Annotated in this window: 20 protein-coding genes; 13 read left to right on the forward strand and 7 right to left on the reverse strand. The window is 71.3% G+C overall.

Annotated elements, in window-relative coordinates:
• Positions 1-170 precede the first annotated feature (170 nt).
• From OG510_RS36140 to OG510_RS36150, 3 genes are all read left to right on the forward strand, one after another.
• Entirely contained in the window at positions 171-1376 is a 1206-nt protein-coding gene (locus OG510_RS36140; protein ID WP_406142242.1) for an acyl-CoA dehydrogenase family protein, read from the forward strand.
• Positions 1373-3526, forward strand: coding sequence for an acetate--CoA ligase family protein (locus OG510_RS36145; protein WP_406142243.1), 2154 nt, complete (start codon positions 1373-1375; stop codon positions 3524-3526). Before OG510_RS36140 ends, OG510_RS36145 begins: the two co-directional genes overlap by 4 nt.
• 68 nt (positions 3527-3594) lie before the next feature.
• The gene (locus OG510_RS36150) at positions 3595-4407 is read left to right on the forward strand and encodes an SDR family oxidoreductase (protein ID WP_406142244.1); all 813 of its coding nucleotides are present in this window, start codon (positions 3595-3597) and stop codon (positions 4405-4407) included.
• Between the two features lie 44 nt (positions 4408-4451).
• Here OG510_RS36150 and OG510_RS36155 read toward each other — a convergent pair whose 3' ends face one another.
• Positions 4452-5201 carry an AraC family transcriptional regulator gene (locus OG510_RS36155; protein WP_406142245.1) on the reverse strand — a complete coding sequence of 250 codons (750 nt, stop codon included), beginning with the start codon at positions 5199-5201 and terminating at the stop codon, positions 4452-4454.
• Positions 5202-5253: 52 nt separating this feature from the next.
• Between OG510_RS36155 and OG510_RS36160 the strand changes: the two genes are divergently transcribed.
• Together OG510_RS36160 and OG510_RS36165 are read left to right on the forward strand one after the other, a co-directional pair.
• Positions 5254-6113 (forward strand): IS5 family transposase gene (locus OG510_RS36160; RefSeq protein ID WP_371628189.1). Its coding sequence is split into 2 segments (ribosomal slippage): positions 5254-5614 and positions 5614-6113, totalling 861 coding nucleotides; the frame shifts between segments, so codons are not numbered across the junction.
• Between the two features lie 77 nt (positions 6114-6190).
• On the forward strand, positions 6191-6697 hold the full coding sequence (locus OG510_RS36165) for a GNAT family N-acetyltransferase (protein ID WP_406142246.1): 507 nt from the start codon (positions 6191-6193) through the stop codon (positions 6695-6697).
• A 51-nt stretch (positions 6698-6748) separates the two neighbouring features.
• On the opposite strand, the gene OG510_RS36170 is transcribed toward OG510_RS36165, so the two are convergent.
• Positions 6749-8248, reverse strand: coding sequence for a SulP family inorganic anion transporter (locus tag OG510_RS36170; protein ID WP_406142247.1), 1500 nt, complete (start codon positions 8246-8248; stop codon positions 6749-6751).
• 193 nt (positions 8249-8441) lie between these two features.
• Here OG510_RS36170 and OG510_RS36175 point away from each other — a divergent pair, with 193 nt between their 5' ends.
• Both OG510_RS36175 and OG510_RS36180 read left to right on the forward strand, forming a co-directional pair.
• Positions 8442-8870 carry a MerR family transcriptional regulator gene (locus OG510_RS36175; protein ID WP_406142727.1) on the forward strand — a complete coding sequence of 143 codons (429 nt, stop codon included), beginning with the start codon at positions 8442-8444 and terminating at the stop codon, positions 8868-8870.
• Positions 8871-9012: 142 nt separating this feature from the next.
• Positions 9013-9282, forward strand: a complete 270-nt coding sequence (locus OG510_RS36180; protein WP_406142248.1) for a hypothetical protein — start codon at positions 9013-9015, stop codon at positions 9280-9282.
• 4 nt (positions 9283-9286) lie between these two features.
• On the opposite strand, the gene OG510_RS36185 is transcribed toward OG510_RS36180, so the two are convergent.
• Together OG510_RS36185 and OG510_RS36190 are read right to left on the reverse strand one after the other, a co-directional pair.
• The gene (locus OG510_RS36185; RefSeq protein ID WP_406142249.1) at positions 9287-10045 is read right to left on the reverse strand and encodes a hypothetical protein; all 759 of its coding nucleotides are present in this window, start codon (positions 10043-10045) and stop codon (positions 9287-9289) included.
• A complete protein-coding gene (locus OG510_RS36190; RefSeq protein WP_406142250.1) occupies positions 10042-10950 on the reverse strand; it encodes a hypothetical protein in 909 nt (302 codons plus the stop codon). The genes OG510_RS36185 and OG510_RS36190 overlap by 4 nt, the downstream gene beginning before the upstream one ends.
• 120 nt (positions 10951-11070) lie before the next feature.
• Between OG510_RS36190 and OG510_RS36195 the strand changes: the two genes are divergently transcribed.
• Complete coding sequence (locus OG510_RS36195) at positions 11071-11646, forward strand: antibiotic biosynthesis monooxygenase (RefSeq protein WP_406142251.1); 576 nt, start codon at positions 11071-11073, stop codon at positions 11644-11646.
• Positions 11647-11676: 30 nt separating this feature from the next.
• On the opposite strand, the gene OG510_RS36200 is transcribed toward OG510_RS36195, so the two are convergent.
• Positions 11677-13209, reverse strand: a complete 1533-nt coding sequence (locus OG510_RS36200; protein ID WP_406142252.1) for an FAD-dependent monooxygenase — start codon at positions 13207-13209, stop codon at positions 11677-11679.
• Positions 13210-13497: 288 nt separating this feature from the next.
• On the opposite strand from OG510_RS36200, the gene OG510_RS36205 reads away from it, so the two are divergent.
• A complete protein-coding gene (locus OG510_RS36205; RefSeq protein ID WP_406142253.1) occupies positions 13498-13869 on the forward strand; it encodes a hypothetical protein in 372 nt (123 codons plus the stop codon).
• Here OG510_RS36205 and OG510_RS36210 read toward each other — a convergent pair.
• Positions 13850-15586, reverse strand: a complete 1737-nt coding sequence (locus OG510_RS36210) for an FAD-dependent monooxygenase (protein WP_406142254.1) — start codon at positions 15584-15586, stop codon at positions 13850-13852. The two genes, OG510_RS36205 and OG510_RS36210, sit on opposite strands and share 20 nt — an antisense overlap.
• A gap of 142 nt (positions 15587-15728) precedes the next feature.
• Between OG510_RS36210 and OG510_RS36215 the strand changes: the two genes are divergently transcribed.
• The 4 genes from OG510_RS36215 to OG510_RS36230 all read left to right on the forward strand — a co-directional run bounded on the left by OG510_RS36215 (position 15729) and on the right by OG510_RS36230 (position 19198).
• Entirely contained in the window at positions 15729-16181 is a 453-nt protein-coding gene (locus tag OG510_RS36215; RefSeq protein WP_406142255.1) for a MarR family winged helix-turn-helix transcriptional regulator, read from the forward strand.
• Between the two features lie 26 nt (positions 16182-16207).
• Positions 16208-17977 carry an MFS transporter gene (locus OG510_RS36220; RefSeq protein ID WP_406142256.1) on the forward strand — a complete coding sequence of 590 codons (1770 nt, stop codon included), beginning with the start codon at positions 16208-16210 and terminating at the stop codon, positions 17975-17977.
• An 85-nt stretch (positions 17978-18062) separates the two neighbouring features.
• Entirely contained in the window at positions 18063-18629 is a 567-nt protein-coding gene (locus OG510_RS36225; protein ID WP_406142257.1) for an isochorismatase family protein, read from the forward strand.
• Positions 18626-19198, forward strand: a complete 573-nt coding sequence (locus tag OG510_RS36230) for a YbhB/YbcL family Raf kinase inhibitor-like protein (RefSeq protein ID WP_406142258.1) — start codon at positions 18626-18628, stop codon at positions 19196-19198. The genes OG510_RS36225 and OG510_RS36230 overlap by 4 nt, the downstream gene beginning before the upstream one ends.
• 165 nt (positions 19199-19363) lie before the next feature.
• Here the strand turns inward: OG510_RS36230 and OG510_RS36235 are convergent, their stop codons facing one another.
• Positions 19364-20593 carry an MFS transporter gene (locus tag OG510_RS36235; protein WP_406142259.1) on the reverse strand — a complete coding sequence of 410 codons (1230 nt, stop codon included), beginning with the start codon at positions 20591-20593 and terminating at the stop codon, positions 19364-19366.
• Positions 20594-20658: the final 65 nt, after the last annotated feature.

Genomic DNA, 20658 nt, shown 5'->3' on the forward strand with positions numbered 1-20658 from the left:
GCCCCGCGTCACCCTCACCCTCCCGCCACTCTCACGGCCCCCGCCGCCCTCATCGCAGACTGCCCGCGCCCGGCAGTGGTCTGCCGACCCGCCGTGCACCCGTACCCCGTACCCACCGCGCCCGTCCCGTATCCGTGCCTGTACCCGTACCCGTACGCCAAGGAGCACCCATGCCTTCCGAGATCCGCGACGTCCTCGAACTCAGCTCCGAGCAGCAGCAGATCCTGCAACTCAGCCGCGATTTCGCGGCGAAGGAGATCCGGCCCAGGGCCCGTGAGGTCGACGACGCCCAGACCGAGTCGCCGCTCGACCTCTGGGAGAAGGCGGCCGGGATCGGCCTCGCCTCCTTCATGATCCCCGCGCAGTACGGCGGTGGCGGCATCACCGACATGCTCACCCAGGTTCTGGTCCAGGAGGAGCTGTGCCACGGCGACATCGCCATCGGCAACCTGCTGACCTCCAGCGGCTTCTTCGCCGACCCGGTCCTGGAGCTGGGCACCGAGGAGCAGAAACAGCGCTGGCTGGGCCCCCTCTGCGGCGACACCCCGCCGCTGACGGCGCTCGCGGTCACCGAACCGGGCCACGGCTCGGACGCCGCAGGGATCCGGACCCGCGCGGTGCGCACCGGCACCGGGGAGAGCGCGCACTATGTGCTCAACGGGCAGAAGGCGTGGATCTCCAACGCCCCGTACGCCCGGCGCTTCGTCGTCTTCGCCACCGTCGATCCCGCGCTCGGCGCCAAGGGCGTGACCGCGTTCGTGGTCGAGCGGGACACCCCCGGCCTCACCGTCGGCAAGCCGATGCGCAAGATGGGCCAGCGGGCGATCGTCAACGCCGAGGTGTTCCTCGAGGACGTACGGGTCCCGGTCGCGGACCGGCTGGGCGACGAGGGCCAGGGCTTCCTCGGCCTGATGCGGACCTTCGACGCCTCCCGCATCCTCATCGCCGCCTCCTGCGCGGGCCTGTGCCGCGCCGCCCTGGACTACGCCACCGATTACGCGAAGGACCGGGTGCAGTTCGGCGTACCGATCATCGAGCACCAGGCGGTGGCCTTCCGCCTCGCCGACATGGCCGTACGGACCGACGCGGCGCATCTGTTCGCGCTCAGGGCGGCCCGCCTGTTCGACCGGGGCGAGAGGACCACCGCCGAGGCGGCCATGGCGAAACTGGTCGGCTCGGAGAACGCCATGGCGAACACCTGGTCGGCGGTGCAGACGCTCGGCGGCTGGGGTTACTCGCAGGAGTACCTCGCCGAGAAGTGGATGCGTGACGCCAAGCTGGAGGAGATCGAGGAGGGTACGTCCGACATCCAGCGGCTGGTCATCTCCCGCTCGCTGGCGAAGGCCGAAGGACCGGCGCGGCGGGCGGACCGGTGACCGGCCTCGACGCCTTCCGCGACCCGGCCTCCATCGCCGTGGTCGGTGCCAGCGGTACGCCGACGAAGTGGGGCTACTGGCTGGCCAGAGGAGCCCTGACCGGCAGCGCGCGCCGCACCGTCCATCTGGTGAACGCCAGGGGCGGCGCCGTACTCGGACAGGAAACGGCGCGCTCGCTGCGGGACCTGCCCGACGCGCCCGAACTCGTCGCCTTCGCCGTGCCGGGCCGCGCACTCGGCGCCGCCGTGGACGAGGCCCTGGCCCTGGGCGTGCGCGGCCTGCTCGCCATCACCGCCGGAGTCGACGACGAGCGTGGCCTCGGTGCCAGGGTCCGCGCGGCCGGCGCCCGGCTGATCGGACCCAACTGCCTCGGAATGTACGACGCGGACGTCGAACTCGACCTGGTCTGGGGCCGGTTCGAGCCGGGCTCGCTCGCGGTGGTCTCGCAGAGCGGGCAGCTCGGCCTCGAACTGGCGGGCCTCGCCGCCGACGCGGGCCTGGGCATCTCCCGGTTCGTCTCGGTGGGCAGTCAGGCGGACGTCACGGCCCATGAGGTCCTCACCGACCTCGCCGACCACGAAGCCACCAAGGTGGTCGCCCTCTATCTGGAGAGCTTCGGCGACGGGCGGGCGCTGATCGCCGCTCTCACCGCACTGCACCGGGCCGGGAAACCCGTACTGCTGCTGACCGTCGGCGCCAGCGACGCCGGCCGGCAGGCCGCCAGGTCGCACACCGGGGCGATGACCACCGCGACGGACATCGTGGACGCCGCCTGCGAGGCAGCGGGCGCGGTGCGCGCCGAGACGCCCGCGCGGCTGATCGCCGCAGCGCAGCTCCTGGTCAGGGCGCCGCGCCCCGCCGGGCGCCGCGTCGTGGTCGTGACCGACAGCGGCGGACAGGGCGCACTCGCCGTCGACCTCGCCTCCCGCGCTGGACTGCTGGTGGAGCCGCTACCGCAGGCGGCCAGGAACGCGATCGCGACCGGCCTGCCACCACAGGCCGCGACCGCCAACCCGGTCGATCTGGCCGGCGGCGGCGAGCAGGACCTGGGCACCTACGCCAGGGTCGTGGACCTGGTGGCCGCGTCCGGTGGCGCCGACGCCGTCCTGCTGAGCGGATACTTCGGCAGCTACGGCCGCGACATCCCGGCCCAGCAGGACCGGGAGACCGAAGTGGCCCTGGAACTGTCCCGCTCGGCGGCACGGCACCGGCTGCCCGTACTGGTGCACTCGATGGCCAGAACCACCACGACCACCGACGTCCTGCGCGCGGCGGGTGTGCCCACCTACGCGGACATCGAGACGGCCGTCGGCGCACTCGGCACGGCGGCACGCCTCACCGAACTCGGCCCGTCGGTGAGGGCGGACGGGGCGTGGGCGGATGCGGGGGTGGTTCAGGGGGCGGACCCGGCGGGAAATCAGGTGGGAAACCAGCCGGGTGACCGGTGGGGACACCGGGCGACAGCCGAGCCGGTGGCCGCGTCTCCCGCCGCCGCGCCGACCGGCTTCGGCTACCTCGCCGCCCGCGCCCTGCTGACCGGCGCCGGCATCCCGTTCCCGCCCGCGCTCCCCGTCACCGATCTGGCCGGACTCCGGCGTGCCGCAGCGCGGTTGACCGCCCCGTACGTCCTCAAGGCGGACTGGCTGGAGCACAAGAGCGAGCACGGCGGTGTGGCGGTCGGCCTGGCCGACGCCGACGCGCTGGAGGCCGCCTATGCGGAGATGTCACTGCGGCTGGGGCCCGGCCGGTACGTGGTCGAACAGCTCGACCGCCGCCCGCACGTCGTCGAGATGGTGGTCGCCACCCGCCGCGACCCGTCGTTCGGGCCGGTGGTCGTGGTCGGCGCGGGCGGTACGGAAACGGAACTCTGGCGCGACAGCGCCCTGACCCTCGCGCCCTGCACCCACGCCGACGCGCTGAGCCTGATCGAACGACTGCGCTGCGCACCGCTGCTGCACGGCTGGCGCGGACGTCCCCCGGCCGACACCGGGGCGCTCGCCGACACAGTCGTGCGGCTCTCCCGGCTCGCCGCCGGGCAGCCCGGCCTGCTGGAGACCGAGCTCAACCCCGTCCGTGTCGCCGTGGACGGCCTGCTGGCCGTCGACGCACTGATCACCCCCGCCGGCCCCCCGCCGGGTCACACCCCCTGATCGTCATTGTCACGCCCCGGATCGTCCCGCCCCCGATGGTCACACCCCCACCCAAGGAGCCCTGCCCCGTGCGTACTTCCCCCGTGAACCCTCCGTCCGCGAAGAACTCCCCGGCTGAACTCGCGGGCCGGGTCGCCGTCGTCACCGGCGGCGGTTCCGGCATCGGCCGGGCCATCGCCCTGCGCTACGCCGCAGCGGGCGGGACCGTGGCGGTGCTCGGACGGCGCCCCGACGCGCTGGCGGAGACCGCGCGCCTCGCGGGGGAGTACGGCGGCACGGTGGAGACCGCATCGGTCGACGTCCGGGACGCCGACGCGCTGACCGCCGCGATCGACGCGGTCGCCGCCCGGCACGGCCGCCTGGACGCACTGGTCAACAACGCCGCGGGAAACTTCGTCGTCCCTGCCGAGGACCTGTCGCCCAACGGCTGGCGCGCCGTGGTCGACATCGTCCTCAACGGCACGTTCTTCGCCACCCGGGCCGCCGCACAGCACATGCTGGGCGCCGGGGACGGGGCGATCGTCAATGTGATCGCCAGCTACGCCTGGCACGGTCACCCCGGCACCGTCCACAGCGCTGCGGCCAAGGGCGGGGTGCTGGCGATGACCCGTACTCTCGCCGCCGAGTGGGGCGCGCGCGGGGTCCGGGTCAACTGCATCGCGCCCGGCCCGACGGAGACCGAGGGCGCGGGCGCCGCGCTGTGGCCCACGCCGGAAGCCCGGGCGCGGGTACTCGACAGCGTCCCCGCGGGGCGCCTCACCACCCCGGACGAGGTCGCGGAGGCCGCGCTCTTCCTGCTGGAGGAGCGCTCGCGCTACATCACCGGTACGACGATGGTGATCGACGGCGGCCAGTGGCTGGGCCGCCAGGTCTACGGCTGAGGTCACCTACGACGCCCCGGCTGCGGGCCGCGCCGGCCGGGGTATTACGTGAGAGGGCCGTGGTGGGTGCCGGGCGTATGGCCGAACGTCCGGTGGAAGACATCGATGAACGCGCTGGCGGACGACCAGCCGCACTGATGGGCCGTGGTCGTGACCGGAGTGTTCTCGGCGAGGAGCACGAGGGCGTGGTGGAGGCGCAGTTGGGTGCGCCACTGCGGGAACGTCATGTTGAGGTCGGCCCGGAACAGCCGGGACAGCGTACGGCTGCTGGCGCCGACGCGCCGGCCGAGCTGGGCGAGCGTACGGTTGTCGCCGGGGTCGGCCTTCAACAGGGCGCACAGTTCCTTGAGTTGGTGCGATGTCGGGGTGGGCAGGTGGAGCGGCTGGTGGGGTGACACACGGAGCTGGTCGAGCAGCACGGCCCGCAGCCGGGCACGCTGGGGACTGTCGTCGATGGGCGCCTCGGTGTACGCGAGGATCAGCTCACGCAGCAGAGGCCCGACGGCGAGCACGGTCGGTTCCCCCAGCCCGATCGGGTCGTCCCCCTTCTCCAGGCCGACCAGGTGCATCTCCAGGTCCCCGTGCGCCTGGTGGGCGTGGACGGTCCCGGCGGGAACCCAGATGGCACGGGTGGCGGGCGCGACCCAGGTCCCGGTACTGGCGGTCACGGTCAGCACGCCCCGGCCCGCATAGACGATCTGGTGGTCGTCGTGCCGGTGCGCGTCGATCTCCGCCCCGGTCGCCAGTCTCTGGGTCCGGGTCGGAGCGATGGGCTGGTGGCGGATGTCCGGCATCAGCCGACAGCCTAGGCCGTGTCTTCAAAGCTGTTTTAGGTGTTGAGGGATCATGTCGGTTGTGGTGCGTCGTCATGAGCTGTCGGATGCTGAGTGGGCTGTCCTGTCGCGGTTGTTGCCGAGTTCGGGGACGGCGGGGCGGCCGCGGTCGGATGACCGCGTGGTGCTGAACGGGATTGTGTGGAAGTTGCGCACGGGGTCGGCCTGGCGGGATGTGCCGGAACGCTACGGCTCCTGGCAGACGCTCTACACGCGTTTCCGCAGGTGGGCACTGGATGGCACGTTCTCTCGCATGCTGCGGGCTCTGCAGGCGGAGAAAGATGCGGCCGGGGACATCGACTGGCTGGTGTCGGTCGATTCCACGATCGTGCGGGCCCATCAGCACGCCGCCGGCGGCAAAAAGGGGTCACCGAGGGGGACGAAGCGGGTGATCACGCCCTCGGTAGATCCCGAGGCGGACTGAGCACCAAGCTCCACTTGGTCTGCGACGGACACGGCCGCCCACTCGCCTTCGTTCTGACCGGCGGGAACGTCAACGACTGCACTCGCTTCGAGGAGGTCCTGGACGCCATCTGCGTTCCCCGCATCGGTCCAGGCCGGCCACGCACCCGGCCCGACCACGTCATCGCGGACAAGGGCTACAGCTCCCGTAAGATCCGCGCCTACCTGCGAAAGCGCGGCATCCGCCACACGATTCCCGAACGCATCGACCAGGCCAGCGGCCGCCTACGCCGAGGCTCACGTGGCGGCCGACCACCGCGTTTCAACAGGGAGGTCTACCGACTCCGCAACGTCGTCGAGCGCTGCTTCAACCGGCTCAAACAATGGCGCGGCCTGGCCACCCGCTACGACAAGACCCACGAGTCGTTCCAGGCCACCGTCACCATCGCCTCAATCCTGTTATGGATCTGACCTTTGAAGACACACCCTAGGGCAGGCACGACAGATCCCAGGGCGAGTCACGGTCGGCCGCCGTGGACAATGGGCTCATGTCTGTCAGAGCGGCTCACATCGACGACCTGCCGGCCCTCCAGGACACCGAGAGGGCGGCCGGACAGTGCTTCCGGGACATCGGCATGCCGGACATCGCCGACGACGAGCCGCTGCCCCTGGACGAACTGGCCCGCTACCAGCGCTCCGGGCTGGCCTGGGTCGCGGTCGACGGGGCGAACTCCCCGGTGGCGTACCTCATCGCGGACCGGGTCGACGGCAACCTGCACATCGAGCAGGTGTCGGTGCACCCGGACAGCGCGCGCCGTGGCATCGGGCGCTCGCTGCTGGACCGTCTGGCGGACCGGGCGGCGGCTGACGGGGTGCCCGCGCTGACGCTCACCACCTTCACCGGCGTTCCGTGGAACGCGCCGTACTACGCACGCTGCGGCTTCCGGCCTCTGGGCGACCACGAACTCGGCGCGGGCCTGCGGGACATCCGGGCACGGGAAGCGGCACACGGTCTCGACCGGTGGCCGCGGGTGTGCATGCGCCGCGACGTATGACACCCCGTCCCGGCATGCGGGAGACGGCCCGGCCGGGCGTGGTGGCGGGGGTCAGTGGCTGCCGGTGAGTTCGCCGCTGAGGTTGCCGTGCATCCTGGCGCTCTCCTCGTTGAGACCGGTCACCGTCACGGTCTTGCCATGGGCGGCGTACTTGCCGGTGACCGCGTCCAGCGCGGCCACCGACGAGGCGTCCCAGACATGAGCGCCGCTGAGGTCGATGATGACGGACCCGGGGTCCGTCGCGTAGGCGAACCGGCCGGTCAGGTCGTTGACCGAGGCGAAGAAGAGCTCCCCGGTGACGGCGTACACGACGCTGTTGCCGTCGGGGTCGGCGACAGCGGTGACCTGGGTCAGACGGGCGACCCGCCGCGCGAAGACGACCATGGCGGTGAGCGTCCCGACGACGACGCCGATGGACAGATTGCCCGTGGCGACCACGACGGCGACGGTGATGACCATGACGGTGGTCTCGCCGGCCGGCATCCGCTTGAGGGTGGCCGGTTTGACGGAGTGCCAGTCGAAGGTGCCGACCGAGACCAGGACCATGACGGCGACCAGCGCGGCCATGGGAATGTCGGAGACGACAGGGCCGAGCACGATACAGAGGATCAGCAGGAAGAACCCGGCCAGAAACGTCGACAGGCGGGTACGGGCGCCGTTCTTGACGTTGATCATGGTCTGTCCGATCATCGCGCAGCCGCCCATACCGCCGAAGAACCCGGTGACGATGTTGGCGATGCCCTGGCCGATCGATTCACGGGTCTTGTTGGAGCGGGTGTCGGTGATCTCGTCCACCAGCTTGGCGGTCATCAGTGTCTCCATCAGCCCGACCAGCGCCATCGCCAGCGCATAGGGCGCGATGACGGTGAGGGTGTGGGCGCTGAACGGCACGTCCGGCAGCCCCGGGACGGGCAGGGACGAGGGGAGTCTGCCCTTGTCGCCCACCGTGGGCACCGCGATGCCTGCCGCGACAGTGATGACGGTGAGGATCACGATGGACACCAGCGGAGCTGGCACCGCCTTGGTCAGGCGCGGGAAGAACACCATCATCGCCAGGCCGGCGGCGACGAGCGGATAGACCTGCCAGGGGACGTCGTGGAGGTTGGGGATCTGCGCCGTGAACAGCAGGATGCCCAGTGCGTTGACGAATCCGACCATCACCGAGCGGGGTACGAACCGCATCAGCCTGGCCACTCCGAGAGAGCCGAGGACGATCTGGAAGATTCCGGCCAGGATGACGGTGGCGATCAGATAGCCCAGCCCGTGCTCGCGGGCGACGGGCGCCACGACGAGAGCGACCGCACCGGTGGACGCCGAGATCATCGCCGGGCGGCCGCCGACGAACGCGATGACCATCGCCATGGTGCAGGCGGCGAACAGCCCCACCTTTGGGTCGACGCCGGCGATCACGGAGAACGAGATCGCCTCGGGGATCAGAGCCAGCCCCACGACCAGGCCGGCCAGCACCTCGGTGCGGAACACCTTCGGGGACAGCCAAGAGGGGCGGCGGGGGCCGCGCAGCAGCGTGGCCGGTGACAGCGGAGAGGACAAGAGGGCCCACCTGGTGGTTCGGCGCACCCTCGCCGCAAGGCGTGGCGCTGGGGTCGACGCGGCAGAGCCGGAAGGCACGTACGCGTGTCGGCGCCGCACCGGCAACTCTACCCTAACGTTAGAGTAGGGATCGGGGCCCGCCGGAGTGCCCCGCAGCACACCCGCGAGGAGAGCCGTGGCAGACAAGGGGCACATGCAGATCGGCGAGGTCGCCGCGCGCACCGAGCTGTCGCTGCGCACGATCCGCCATTACGAGGAGACGGGCCTGGTCGAGCCGTCGGCCCGCTCGCAGGGCGGGTTCCGCCTCTACACCGAGACCGATGTGGCTCGCCTGATGGTCGTCCGGCGGATGAAGCCGCTCGGTTTCACCCTGGACGAGATGCGGGACCTGCTGCAGGCCACCGACCGGCTCGATGCCACGGACGACCTGCCGGAACCGGAGCGCGAGGCGCTGCTGGCCACGGTCCGCGGTTACCACGCCACCGCCCGCGAGCGGGTGGCCGACCTGCGTATCCAGCTCGCCCGCGCCGAGGACTTCGCCGCCACGCTCGCCGAGCGCCTTGACCGCGGGCCCGACGACGGCGCGGACCCGCTGCCCGACGAGGGCGCGACCGGCGGATGACCTGCCGGCGCTCGCGGCCGTCCCGACGGTGACGGCCCGTGAGGCGAGCACGCTCCGGGGACATACGCGGCTCTCCGCGTGTCTCTCCATCTCTCTTCATCTCTCCGCATGTCTCCACATGCGAAAGCCGTGCACTGTCGCGATGTGCTACTACGCGTACGTCAGCATGCTGACGTCGGCCTACCCGAAGGGCCTGTTCGGGGACCGGGACGCCCAGGACACACCCGGCACAGCCCCGCCGGTGTCGGCCACCAGGCCACTGCGGATGAGTACCGCGGGCACAGTGCTGGTGACGCTGTTCCTGGTGATCGGGCTGATCGCCAACGTCTTCTGCGACACCGTCGTTCCGCCCGACAAGTCGGACGACACGGGTGTGAACGGCATGCATACGGCAGCCGGTTCGCGGCCCTGAGCCGCTACCCCAGCAGCTCGACGAGCCGGTCGCGGACACCGTCCTTGCGCGTCGCGGGGTCGGGCACCAGTCTGTTCCGGTCCTGGGGGTCCCGGGTGAGGGCGTGCAGCCGTCCGTCGGCGCGGGCGAGGATCAGGTCGCTGCTGGCACCGGCGATCTCGGCGGAACCCTGGGCCGTGTAGTCGGTGACGGTGATCAGCGCCGAGCGCTCCGACGCGGTCAGTACGTCCTCGGCGTCGAAGCCCGCACCTGGATCGGCCAGTGAGCCCTCCGGCAGCCACTCGGTGAGCATCTTGAGCGCTTCTTCCAGCTTGTGCAGGCCGAGCTGGTGGATACCGAGCGCGTCGATGCGGACCATCAGGCAGATCCGCTCGGGCTGGGGGAGTAGCAGAATGCGCCAGGGCTCGCCCGGCTCCGACCTGGTCGTGCGGGCATCGAGCACCTTGCGGGCCCTCTGCTGGAACGCGACGGCGATCCCCAGGTCCCCCTGCACCCGGATCTGCTCACCCGTAGAACCGGCCAGGAGCAGTTGGCGGGCCGCGAGCGAGCGGACGGCCTCCGCCAGCACCTCGTCCGACGGCCGGGCCTCCAGGAAGTCCACGATCGCGTCCACGGCGGTGAGCTCGGCGACGGTGTACGCACCGAGCAGCACCGGCCCGGTGTTCACCAGATCCACGACGGCTGTGACCAGCCCCGACGGTACGGACGCCGCACCCGGGTCCGAAGGGGTCGCAGCGGGAACATCGTTTCGGTCGTCACTCATGCCGGCCTCTCCGTCTGCCACCAGTCCACCTCGGGCACCTCGTGGCTCGCCCGGAGAACCGCGGCGGCGCTGCTGGACGGCGTCTCGGTCACCCACACCTCGGAGCTGCCGAACAGCCCACGCCCCGCCCTGCCGGACAGCGACCGGCCCAGCTCGGCTGCCGGATCCGCCCGGTCGGGCGGCGGGAACCGGTCCGCGAGATCCCGGGAGACGGCGGTGGTGTCGTCGGCCTCCTCGATCCGGCGCAACGCCTGGGTCAGCAACCGTGCGACCGGAGCCGTCAGGGACGTGGGCACGGTCAGCACCGGCGTCAGATACATCGGGCGCCGCTCGGTCATCCGGGACAGGCCCCAGGGGCCGACATTGCTGCGGGTGAGCCGGTAGACCACGTAATCCATGAGATGCCGGACGTCACTCGGGCTGGGCAGCTTCCGCCCGCCGAAGGCGGCGGGGGTCTTCTCCAGCTGCACCCAGGTGCCGTGCGCGGTGCGCCCGTGCAGCTTCTCGCGCACCACTTGACCGCGCATCCCGATGTCCGGATAGACGCTCTTGTCGATGTCCCGGTGGTGGCTGGAGAGGCGGGTGTGGCTGACCTTGTCGAACCGCCAGTCCGCGTACAACTCCGGATCGTCCACCAGCACATGACCGCCGCACAGCACGTCGTGCAGCTGCGGCACCTGCAGCCCGTGCCGCTCCAGATCGGAGAGGATGGTCGCTTCCTCAGGGCTGAGGCGCCGGGCGGCGGCCACCAGGCCCTTGCGGTACGCACCCGCCCGTGCGGTGATCTCGATCATCAGCCGCACCCGGTTGCGTACCTGGTCAGCCTGTTGGGCACGTACTCCAGGAGCTGCCTCGCCGGGCCGTCCGGGGTGCGTGTCCCACGGCAGTGTGTGCTTACGCTCCACCTGATCAGTACAGCACAGCGGGCACCCACCCGCACCGGCTCGGCCCGCGGCCGGAAGGGCCCGGCGGGCGGTCCGGGCGACTTGACCTCAAGCGCGGTTGATGAAGCAGGGTCGGTGCCCATGACACGCTTCCTGGACCTCGTGCACCCGGCCGCCGGAACCGCTCTGCTGAGCCGGTGGCTCACCGGTACGTCCGAGCGCTCACAGACGGCCGCCGACGCGGTGACCGCTGAGTGGGCCGCGGCCGGCAAACCGGCGGGCCGGCTGGCCCAGCACGTCTTCATCTCCGCGGACGGCACCGGCCTCCTCTTCTACGCGCAGTGGACCAGCGACGCGCGGCACCTGGCCTGGGCCCGTGCCCACCGGGCCGGGACGGTCAGCCGCGTCGACGCACTGGTGCCCGGCATCGAGCGCCCCGGACTCGAACGGACCCGCCTCCACCGCAGCGTCGTCCACGATGCGGGGCGGCCGTCCGGTGCCCTGGTGGTGGGCGCGACGGCGGCGGACGCCGTGGCGGACACCGTGGCGCCCGCGCCGGGTCTGCTCGCGGCGCACATCCATCTGACACCGGACGGCGAGCGTGCGATCGTCGTCGCGGAGTGGACGGACGCCGCCTCCCATGAAGCGGCCGCACCGTCCGGCCACAGCTTCAAGCGGTACACGCTCCATGCCTCACTCGTGGACGTCGGCCACTGACCAGTGACGGACGCCGGGCACCGCCCCCGCTCAGAACAGCTGCGACCTCACGGTGTCCACGGCCTGGCCCAGGTCGTCACCGATCCAGACGGTGTGGCCGTCCGGCCTGATCAGCGCGGCCGGGGCCGTGGACCAGGACTTGGCCAGGGCCGGGTCCATCGGCGGGTTCGCGTCAGGAGCCGGGGTGACGGCGACCGTGGCGACCAGCTCCGCCAGACCTGCGCCCTCGATCGCACGGTCGGCGTGGAGGCTGCCCCCGGTGAGGTCGAGCAGAGTGAACCGCCCCGGCCGTGCGGTTTCGAACAGCCGGTGCGGGCCCGAGCCGTCCGCCACCGGTGCGAAGGTCAGGTCGGGGGCGCGGGAGCCCAGACGCGGGTCGTCCCCGTCCGGCCCGTCGAACGACCCGTACCGGACGTCGAGTTGGGACAGCCGGGCGGCGAGGTCCTGGTTGAGCGCCGGGTATTCGGTCAGCAGGGCGTCGAAGCGCCGGCGCAGGGTGAACCCGTCCAGGCCGGTGGCAGTGACCAGGGCGACCTGCGCGCGTACGTCGTCGAGCACGCCCGCCGCCACCGGCCTGCGCTCACTCGTGTAGTCGTCGAGCACCCGGCCGTCGGCGCCCGCGCGCAGGACGGCGGTCAGCCGCCAGGCGAGGTTGTGGGCGTCCTGGACGCCCAGGTTCAGCCCCTGGCCGCCCATCGGATAGTGCATGTGCGCCGCGTCACCGGCCAGCAGCACCCGACCGGAGCGGTAGGTGTCCGCGAGCTTTCCCGCGTCTCCCACCGTGGCGACCCGCCGGGGATCGCGCATGCCGAGGTCGCTGCCGACCACGCGCTCGACGGCGGCCCGCAGATGGGCGAAGGGCACCGGAGTGGGCGGCGTCTCGTGCATGGTCGAGTGGTCGATCACACCGACGAGATGGCGCCCTTCCGGCAGCGGGATGGTCAGCAGGACCCCCGCTTCGCAGGACAGGATCGGCGCCCCGTTCGGCGGCGGGTCATCGAGGACGACATCACCGGTGAGGGTGGTGGTGACGGTCTCGGTCCCGCTGAACGGAATCCCGGCGGCGGTACGTACGGTGCTGTGCGCACCGTCGCACCCGACCACATAGCGTGCGGTCAACTGCCCGGGACCGACGGGGGAGTCGGTCCGTACCTCCACGCCCTCCGGGTGCTGCCGCAGACCGGTGACCCGGCAGTCGCGGGTGACTCCGCCGCCGAGTTCGGTCAGCCGGCGTTCCATCAATTCCTCAGTCGCCACCTGCGGGTTGAGGAGTACGGAAGGGAAGCGGGTCGGCAGTCCGGTGAAGTCGAGGCGGGTATGGCCCAGTGCGAAATGCCAGGAGCCGATGCTCTGTCCTGCCGCGAGCAGGGGGCCTGCCAGCCCGCGGGTGTCGAAGAGTTCGAGCGTGCGCGGCTGGACGGTGAAGCCGCGGGACCAGGCCGAGCGCCCGGTACGGGCCTCCAGCAGGCGGACGCCGACCCCGGCCGCGGCCAGTTCCGCGGCCAGCCACGTGCCCACCGGGCCGGCTCCGACTATCAGGACGTCCGTATCGAAATCCATCATGGTGCTCCTGGTTCGCAGATGTTCGCGGAAGTGCGGGCCGTTCGAGGATGCATGGACCATCGGAATCCATCCTTCACGGCGCCGTACGCACTCCACCACCACGTTCCGGCCGAAGCGCCGGCGAATGCGGCACCGGAGAACGTGTACGGGCCGTTCGGGACGCGAACCACCGTGCTCCTGGGCTGTTTTGTCACTCTTAAGGGTGCTTATTCCATGGGTGTCAGCCCGTGTGGGTATGAAGGTGGCGATCGATTCCCGGTCAAACCCCTCGGTCTGGAGACTCAGCACATGACGCGTATCAGCCTCAGCACCGCCCTGGCCGCCATGACAGTCCTGGCAGGACTGCCGCTCGCGGTGGCCACGGCTGCTCCGGCCACCGCCCAGCCGCCCGCGGTACACGGAGTGCGGAGCACACGTGCACCGGAAGCCACCCTGGAATGCAACACCTGGGTCCACCACAACGACCCGCTGGCCGGCGGCGTCGACTGCACCAACAGGTCGGCGGGCCCCGTCACCTTCCACGCCAACATCATCTGCGGCGTGGCCCCCGACGTGACGGGGAACTCCGTGACCCTGCGGCCGGGCCAGGTCGGTGAATCGTCCGGCCACTGCGCCTTCTACAGCACCGGAATCGGCGGCATCAGCTGGACGGTGGAGTAGCAGCCGTACGCGCGCGGACGGCTGTGAGGTAGCCGGCCAGGGCGTCCGCGGTGCCGGCGAGCGGGAAGCGGGCGCCGAGGTGGCCGTCGGGGCGGACGACGAAGCCGGTCGGGCCTTCGGGGTGGTAGAGCCGGGCGAACTCCCCTGCGGCGTCGCGGTATCCGGGTACGGCCAGGGTGTCGATGACGGCCGCCGGTGCGGCTTCGCGGGCGACTACGGCGATGGCCGCCAGACCGATCCCGCCGGCGTCCGATGTTCCGGCGGTGACTTCGGCTGCTTCGGCGTCCTGGGCAGCGTCGACGGCCTGAACGGCCTGGACGGCCTGGGCGGCCTCCGCCAGGTCGGTGATGCCGGCCGCGTACAGCAGCACCACATGCCCGGTGCGGCCGCGCAGGATGTCGAGCAGCCGCAGCGGACAGGCGGCAACGGATGCCGTCAGCCCGGTGCAGTCCGGGGCGCGGTCGCCGGGCTGGGGCGCGTCGGACGGCCCGTACGGCGTGCCGGCCAGGGGGCCGCCCCGGTAGCCGACGAGCAGCTGGGCCTCGCGAAGCATCACGGTCTGCGGGTCGTCGCTGTCGGTCTCGATGCCGTGGGTGGCATGCCGTACGGTCCGGCCGACGACCTCCTCACCGACCGGGCGGCGCTCGGCGTCATAGCCCGTGAGCAGGCCGGGCCCGGCCTGCCGCCGGACCACCAGGGCGAGCTTCCAGGCCAGGTTGCAGGCGTCCTGGATGCCGGTGTTCATGCCCTGGGCGCCGGTGGGCGGATGGATATGGGCGGCGTCGCCCGCGACGAAGACCCGCCCGTCGCCGTAGGAGTCGACGATGCGGTGGCTGATCCGGAACACGGAGGACCAGCGCAGCCGCGAGAGACGGGCGGGGCGCGGTGCCAGACGGTCCATGACCGCCTGGAGGTGGGACAGCTCGGGGGCCCGGCTGCTCTCCAGCCCGTGCTCGACGCTGTCGTCCTGCCCCCGGCCGGGACGGTCCGGCTGCGTGGAGAGTTCCGGCGGGACCAGCGTCGAGACGCGGTAGCGGCCCGTGCCGGGCAGTGGGATGCAGACCAGCAGGTCATCGGTGGAGCCGTCGTCGGCCAGGTGGCTCGACCGGATGCCGTATCCCGGCGGCATGTCCCAGTCGGCCTCGACATCGCCCAGCATGTACTCGTCGGGGAAGGCCGCGCCTTCGAAGGCCAGGCCAAGACTCCGGCGGACGATGCTGTGGGCGCCGTCGCAGCCGATCAGATACCCGGCCCGCACCTCCTCACCGGCGCCGGCAGCGGTGCGCAATCGGGCGGTGACCCCGTCCTGGTCCTGGGTGAACGACAACAGCTCGGTGCCGCGTTCGATGACGGTGCCCAGCCCCGCGACGTACTCCTCCAGGATGCGTTCGGTCTCGTACTGCGGCAACGAGGCGAATCGGTACGGCACTTCGGGCGGCAGCTTGAGGTCGATCCTTGCCTGTTCCCGGCCGTTGACGTGGATCAGCTGGCCGCGCAGCGGAACGGCGCTCTCCATGGCGGTACGGGCCAGGCCCATCCGGTCCCAGATCTCCAGGGTGCGCGGCTGGATACCGACCGCCTTGGCGTACGGCAGGCGGGCCTGCAGCCGGTCGACGAGGCGGCAGCGCACACCGTGGCGGCGGAGTTCGGCGGCCGCGGTGAGTCCGACCGGGCCCGCGCCCGCGATCAGTACGTCGGTCGTGCGGGTGTGCGCCACGAGAGCCTCCCGTGCCCTCCGATGCCCTCCAGTGCCTGAACCCAGGACCGGAGCGGTCTTTTCCCCATGGTCACCCAGTGGTACGCGGGCGGCGAGCCGGCAACGGATTCACTAAGGCAGGTTGATAAGGTAGCCTTAGTATATGAACGAAGACCTGGACTCCGATCTCGACCCTGACGCGGTCGCCTCCACCCTGCTGGCGAGCCTCAGCGTGCTGGTGCGACGGGTACGTCAAGTGCCGATCAAGGGCGGGCTCGGGATGCCCGAGCGGTCGGCTCTCTCGCTGCTGAACCGCACGGGCCCCACCACCTCTTCGGCCCTGGCCAGGGAGGCGCAGATCACCGCACAGGCCATGGGGGAGACGCTCAGCACGCTGAGGGCCCGCGGCCTGGTCGAACGCCGCCCTGACCCCGACGACGGCAGGCGCGTGGTGCTCACGGTGACCGACGCCGGACTGCAGGCACTCCAGGACAAGCGCAACGCGCGGACCGAACTCATCGCCCGTGCCCTGACCAGCGACACGTTCACCTCGGCAGAGCTGGCGCAGCTCGCGGCGGCCGCGCCCCTGCTGGAGCGGCTGGCTCAGAACATCTGACGCCGAAGAAACCATTGAGGAAGCTGATGACGGATCCTCTCAAGACGCGCGGCCCGCGCCGCGCGGCCGGCGACGACCGGTACAAGTGGACGGCGCTGACGAACACGACCGCCGCGGTCTTCATGTCCGCCCTGGACGGCTCCATCGTGCTGATCGCCCTGCCCGCGATCTTCCGTGGCGTGCACCTGGACCCCCTGGCGCCGGGGAACATCGCCTATCTGCTGTGGATGATCATGGGATACCGGCTGGTCCAGGCCGTTCTGGTGGTCACGGTGGGCCGCCTGGGCGACATGTACGGCCGGGTCCGGATCTACAACTCCGGGTTCGCGGTCTTCACCTTCGCCTCGGTCCTGCTGTCCTTCGACCCCTTCGACGGCGGCCACGGAGCGATGTGGCTGATCGCCTGGCGGGTGGTGCAGGCCGTCGGCGGATCGATGCTGACCGCGAACTCGGCCGCGATCCTCACCGACGCCTTTCCCGAGGAGCAGCGCGGCTTCGCCCTCGGCATCAACCAAGTGGCGGGCCTGGGAGGGATGTTCATCGGTCTGGTCGCCGGGGGACTGCTCTCGGCCTGGGACTGGCGGGCGGTGTTCTGGGTGAACGTACCCGTCGGCGTGTTCTTCACGCTGTGGGCCTACCGCACCCTGCGCGAGACCGGGAAGCGCGGCGGCGGCCGGATCGACTGGTGGGGCAACATCACCTTCGCGGTGGGCCTCAGCGCGGTCCTGATCGCGGTCACCTTCGGTCTGCAGCCCTACGGCGGGCACACCATGGGCTGGAGCAACCCACTGGTCGATGTGCTGATCGCGGGCGGCCTGGTCCTCCTGGCGGCGTTCGTCGTCATCGAGAACCGCGTGGTCGCGCCGATGATCCAGCTGAGTCTCTTCCGCCTGCGGGCCTTCACCTTCGGCAACCTGGCGGGCCTGGCCATCTCGATCGGCCGCGGCGGGATGCAGTTCGTACTGATCATCTGGCTGCAGGGCATCTGGCTCCCGCTGCACGGCTACGACTACGGCGACACTCCGCTGTGGGCGGGCATCTTCATGCTGCCGCTGACCGCCGGGTTCCTCGCCGCGGGCCCCGTATCCGGGTATCTGTCCGACCGTCTCGGCTCCCGCGGGCTGGCCACCGGCGGTGCGCTGCTCTTCGGCGCCAGCTTCCTGGGCCTGATGGTCCTGCCGATCGACTTCAGCTACTGGATCTTCGCGGTGCTGATAGCGGTCAACGGAATAGCCAGCGGCATGTTCGCGTCGCCCAACTCCTCCTCGATCATGGGCAGTGTGCCCGCGAAGCTGCGCGGCGTCGCCTCCGGTATGCGCGCCACCTTCCAGAACTCCGGCACCGCCATCTCCATCGGTGTGTTCTTCTCGCTCATGATCGCCGGTCTGGCGAGCAGCCTCCCGCACACCCTGACCAGCGGGCTGCAGCAGCAGGGCGTACCGGCCCATGTCGCGGCCCAGGTCGGCGGCCTGCCCCCGGTCTCGTCGCTGTTCGCCGCGCAACTGGGTGTCAACCCGGTCCAGCACCTGCTCCAGCCCAGCGGCACCCTGACCCATCTGACCGCCGCGCAGCAACACGCCCTGACCGGACGGGAGTTCTTCCCGAACCTGATCTCCGGGCCCTTCCACTCCGGCCTGGTCATCGTGTTCGCCTTCGGCGCCGCTCTCGCCTTCCTCGCCGCGATCGCCTCCCTCCTGCGCGGCGCCGCCACCGGCCCCGCGGCCAGGACGCCGGGACCGCAGGAGGCCGTCACCCGTGCCGCCGCGGGGCGACCGGACAGGTCCCCCAGGGGCTGAGCACACCTCACCGCCGCAGGACCCGGAGCCTCCCAAGCCTCCAACCAGCCGTCATCCAGCTGTCTTTCACAGGAGAAGCACCACCATGACACTCACCACGCTCGACCCAGCCACCGCCCTGGTCGTGATCGACCTGCAGAAGGGCATCGTCTCGGCCCACACCGACAGTCCGTTCCCCGCAGCCGTCGAGCAGGCGACCCGCCTCGCCTCCGAATTCCGGCGGCACGGCCTCCCCGTGATCCTGGTCAACGTCACCGGACGTGCGCCGGGGCGCACCGAGACCGTACGGCCCGGCGGCGGCGCCGCACTGCCGGCCGGCTGGGCCGACCTCATCGACGAACTCGACGTCCAGCCGACCGACCACCTGATCACCAAGCGTCGGCGCAGCGCGTTCCACGACACCGGCCTCGACACCCTCCTGCGGGACCTGGGCGTCACCCAGGTCGTGCTGGCAGGCATCTCGACCAGCTCAGGCGTCGAGTCGACCGCACGCTCGGCCTGTGACCACGGCTACCACGTGGCCCTGGCCACCGACGCCATGAGCGACCCGGACGCCGCCGCCCACCGCCACAGCGTCGAGCGCATCTTCCCCAAGCTCGGCGAAACCGCCACCACCGAAGAGGTCATCACCATGGTCGGAGCAACACGATGACTCTTCTCGGCCGACTCCTGAGCAACCGCCGAGCGGGCGAGACCCACACGGCGTGGAACCTGCCCCACCTGCAAGGTCCCGAGCTGCTGAGCCTCACAAGCCGGCACTTCGACGACGGCGCGGCCATGTCACTGGAGCAGTGCGCGAAGAACATCGGCGGCGCCGACGTGTCCCCCCACCTGGCCTGGACCCAGCCACCACCGGGCACCGCCCAACTCCTCCTGGTGGTCGAGGACATCGACGTCCCCCTGACCAAGCCGGCCGTGCACTGCGCCGCCCTGATCGACCCGGCCATCGGGCACCTCGACCCCGGCGCCCTCGGCGCGCGGAACCCGGCCACCGGAGTGCGGGTGCTGCGCTCCACCATCGGACGCGGCTATCACGGACCCGGGCCCATCAAGGGCCACGGGCCGCACCACTACACCTTCCAGCTGTTCGCGCTCGCCACCCCTGTGGACAGCGCTCCCGGCACCACGCCGGTGGACCGGGCGCGCCCCCGGGCCTTCCTGTCCGCCATCACCGCACCCGTTCTCGGCCGCGGCAGGCTGACCGGGGTGTACGAACGCTGACCCTGGGCCGAAACAGGGCAGCGGGCGGACGGACCCGGGGCCGGGGCACGTGGCGTACGCATTCGCCGCGCGCTACTGCTCTCCGGCGCCCGGGGACCGGCTCTCCGCTCCGCCACGTGCGACCATGCGCGACGCCGTTCCCGGTCCGCGCACCGGTTCGCCCGCTTACCTCACTCCCGGCCGCCGCAGTCCGTGGACCACGACGGACAGGCACCCGACTGCCAGCACGGCCACGCCGGTCAGTAGCACCGGGTACGGCACCCGGACGGACAGCAGCGCGAGGAGGGTGGGGAGCAGGAATCCGGCGTAGGCGAGTGCGTAGTACACGCCGGTCAGCCCCGCGAGATCGTCCGGGCCCGCGATGCGCTGGATCTCCAGGAGCCCGGTCACCACCGCGATGCCGTACCCCGCGCCCAGCACCACCGCCGCGGCCAGTGCCAGCCAGGGGGAGCGCAGGACCGCGTCGACGGCGCACAGAGCCGTGCCGGCCACCATCACCGTCATCGCCATGACAGCGGGATTCACTGCGCCCGGCGCCCGGTCGAGCCGTTTGGCCAGCGGTTGGACGGCGACACCGGCACCCAGATAGAGGACCGTGAGAGCGGTGGCGTAGACGAGGCCCCAGTCCCCGAGACGGCCGTCCACCAACTGCGGCATCACCGCGTAGGCCAGCCCGGCCGCGCCGAACACCCAGGGTGCCATCGGCAGCACCAGCAGCCGGAAGCGCCTGCGTCCGTCCGCGGGAACACGCAGATCGCGCAGCAGTCCGCGTACCGCACCCGTGGAAGCGGCGCGGGTCTCCGGCACCCGGGGCAGGAGCGCCAGCACCGGGAGCGTGAGCGCGATGTGCACCACGTACGGCAGCGCCATCGGCCAGGGACCCCACTGGGCCAGCAGCCCCGCGAGTCCGGCGCCGAGGCCGAAGCCGGACGTGAGCCACAGCGACGCCCGGCGGGCTCCGACGGTGGGGTCGGCGGACGCCGTGGACAGCTCCTTCACCCAGCTGCTGCCGACGGACATGGCGACCCCGACCGCGATGCCGGTGAGCAGCCGCCCCGCGTATATCGGCCACGGACCCGCCGAGCCGAAGGCGAGGATCCCGCTCGCGAGCACCGAAAGGACTGTCCCCGCGATCATGACGCGGCGGCGCCCGTGCCGGTCGGAGAGCGGCCCCGCGAACAGCAGGCCCGGGATCAGCCCGACCACATAGGCGCCGAGAAACATGTCGACACTCAGTACCGAGTAGCCGCCGACACGGCGATACATGATCAGAAGTGGTGTGAACTGGTTTCCGCCCCAGCCGCAGGCGAACATCGCCGAAGCCGCGATCCTGGGCCACGCCGGGCCCGTGGTGCTGAGGGTCCGTTCAGTGGCGGACAGTTGTGTGGCGGACATACGACTCGGAGTCTCCTGGAAATGGGTGCGTGCGCTCTGTCGCTCTACCGGGGTGCCCGGCCGGC

It is taken from the genome of Streptomyces sp. NBC_01089 (genome assembly GCF_045162975.1).
GTDB lineage: Bacteria > Actinomycetota > Actinomycetes > Streptomycetales > Streptomycetaceae > Streptomyces.

Coding starts and splice junctions, on each gene's coding strand:
- OG510_RS36165 (WP_406142246.1), top strand. CDS start 6,191: ATGTCTGTCAGAGCGGCTCACATCGACGACCTGCCGGCCCTCCAGGAC.
- OG510_RS36155 (WP_406142245.1), bottom strand. CDS start 5,201: ATGCCGGACATCCGCCACCAGCCCATCGCTCCGACCCGGACCCAGAGA.
- OG510_RS36140 (WP_406142242.1), top strand. CDS start 171: ATGCCTTCCGAGATCCGCGACGTCCTCGAACTCAGCTCCGAGCAGCAG.
- OG510_RS36220 (WP_406142256.1), top strand. CDS start 16,208: ATGACGGATCCTCTCAAGACGCGCGGCCCGCGCCGCGCGGCCGGCGAC.
- OG510_RS36195 (WP_406142251.1), top strand. CDS start 11,071: ATGACACGCTTCCTGGACCTCGTGCACCCGGCCGCCGGAACCGCTCTG.
- OG510_RS36200 (WP_406142252.1), bottom strand. CDS start 13,209: ATGATGGATTTCGATACGGACGTCCTGATAGTCGGAGCCGGCCCGGTG.
- OG510_RS36230 (WP_406142258.1), top strand. CDS start 18,626: ATGACTCTTCTCGGCCGACTCCTGAGCAACCGCCGAGCGGGCGAGACC.
- OG510_RS36185 (WP_406142249.1), bottom strand. CDS start 10,045: ATGAGTGACGACCGAAACGATGTTCCCGCTGCGACCCCTTCGGACCCG.
- OG510_RS36235 (WP_406142259.1), bottom strand. CDS start 20,593: ATGTCCGCCACACAACTGTCCGCCACTGAACGGACCCTCAGCACCACG.
- OG510_RS36215 (WP_406142255.1), top strand. CDS start 15,729: ATGAACGAAGACCTGGACTCCGATCTCGACCCTGACGCGGTCGCCTCC.
- OG510_RS36225 (WP_406142257.1), top strand. CDS start 18,063: ATGACACTCACCACGCTCGACCCAGCCACCGCCCTGGTCGTGATCGAC.
- OG510_RS36175 (WP_406142727.1), top strand. CDS start 8,442: ATGCAGATCGGCGAGGTCGCCGCGCGCACCGAGCTGTCGCTGCGCACG.
- OG510_RS36205 (WP_406142253.1), top strand. CDS start 13,498: ATGACGCGTATCAGCCTCAGCACCGCCCTGGCCGCCATGACAGTCCTG.
- OG510_RS36180 (WP_406142248.1), top strand. CDS start 9,013: ATGTGCTACTACGCGTACGTCAGCATGCTGACGTCGGCCTACCCGAAG.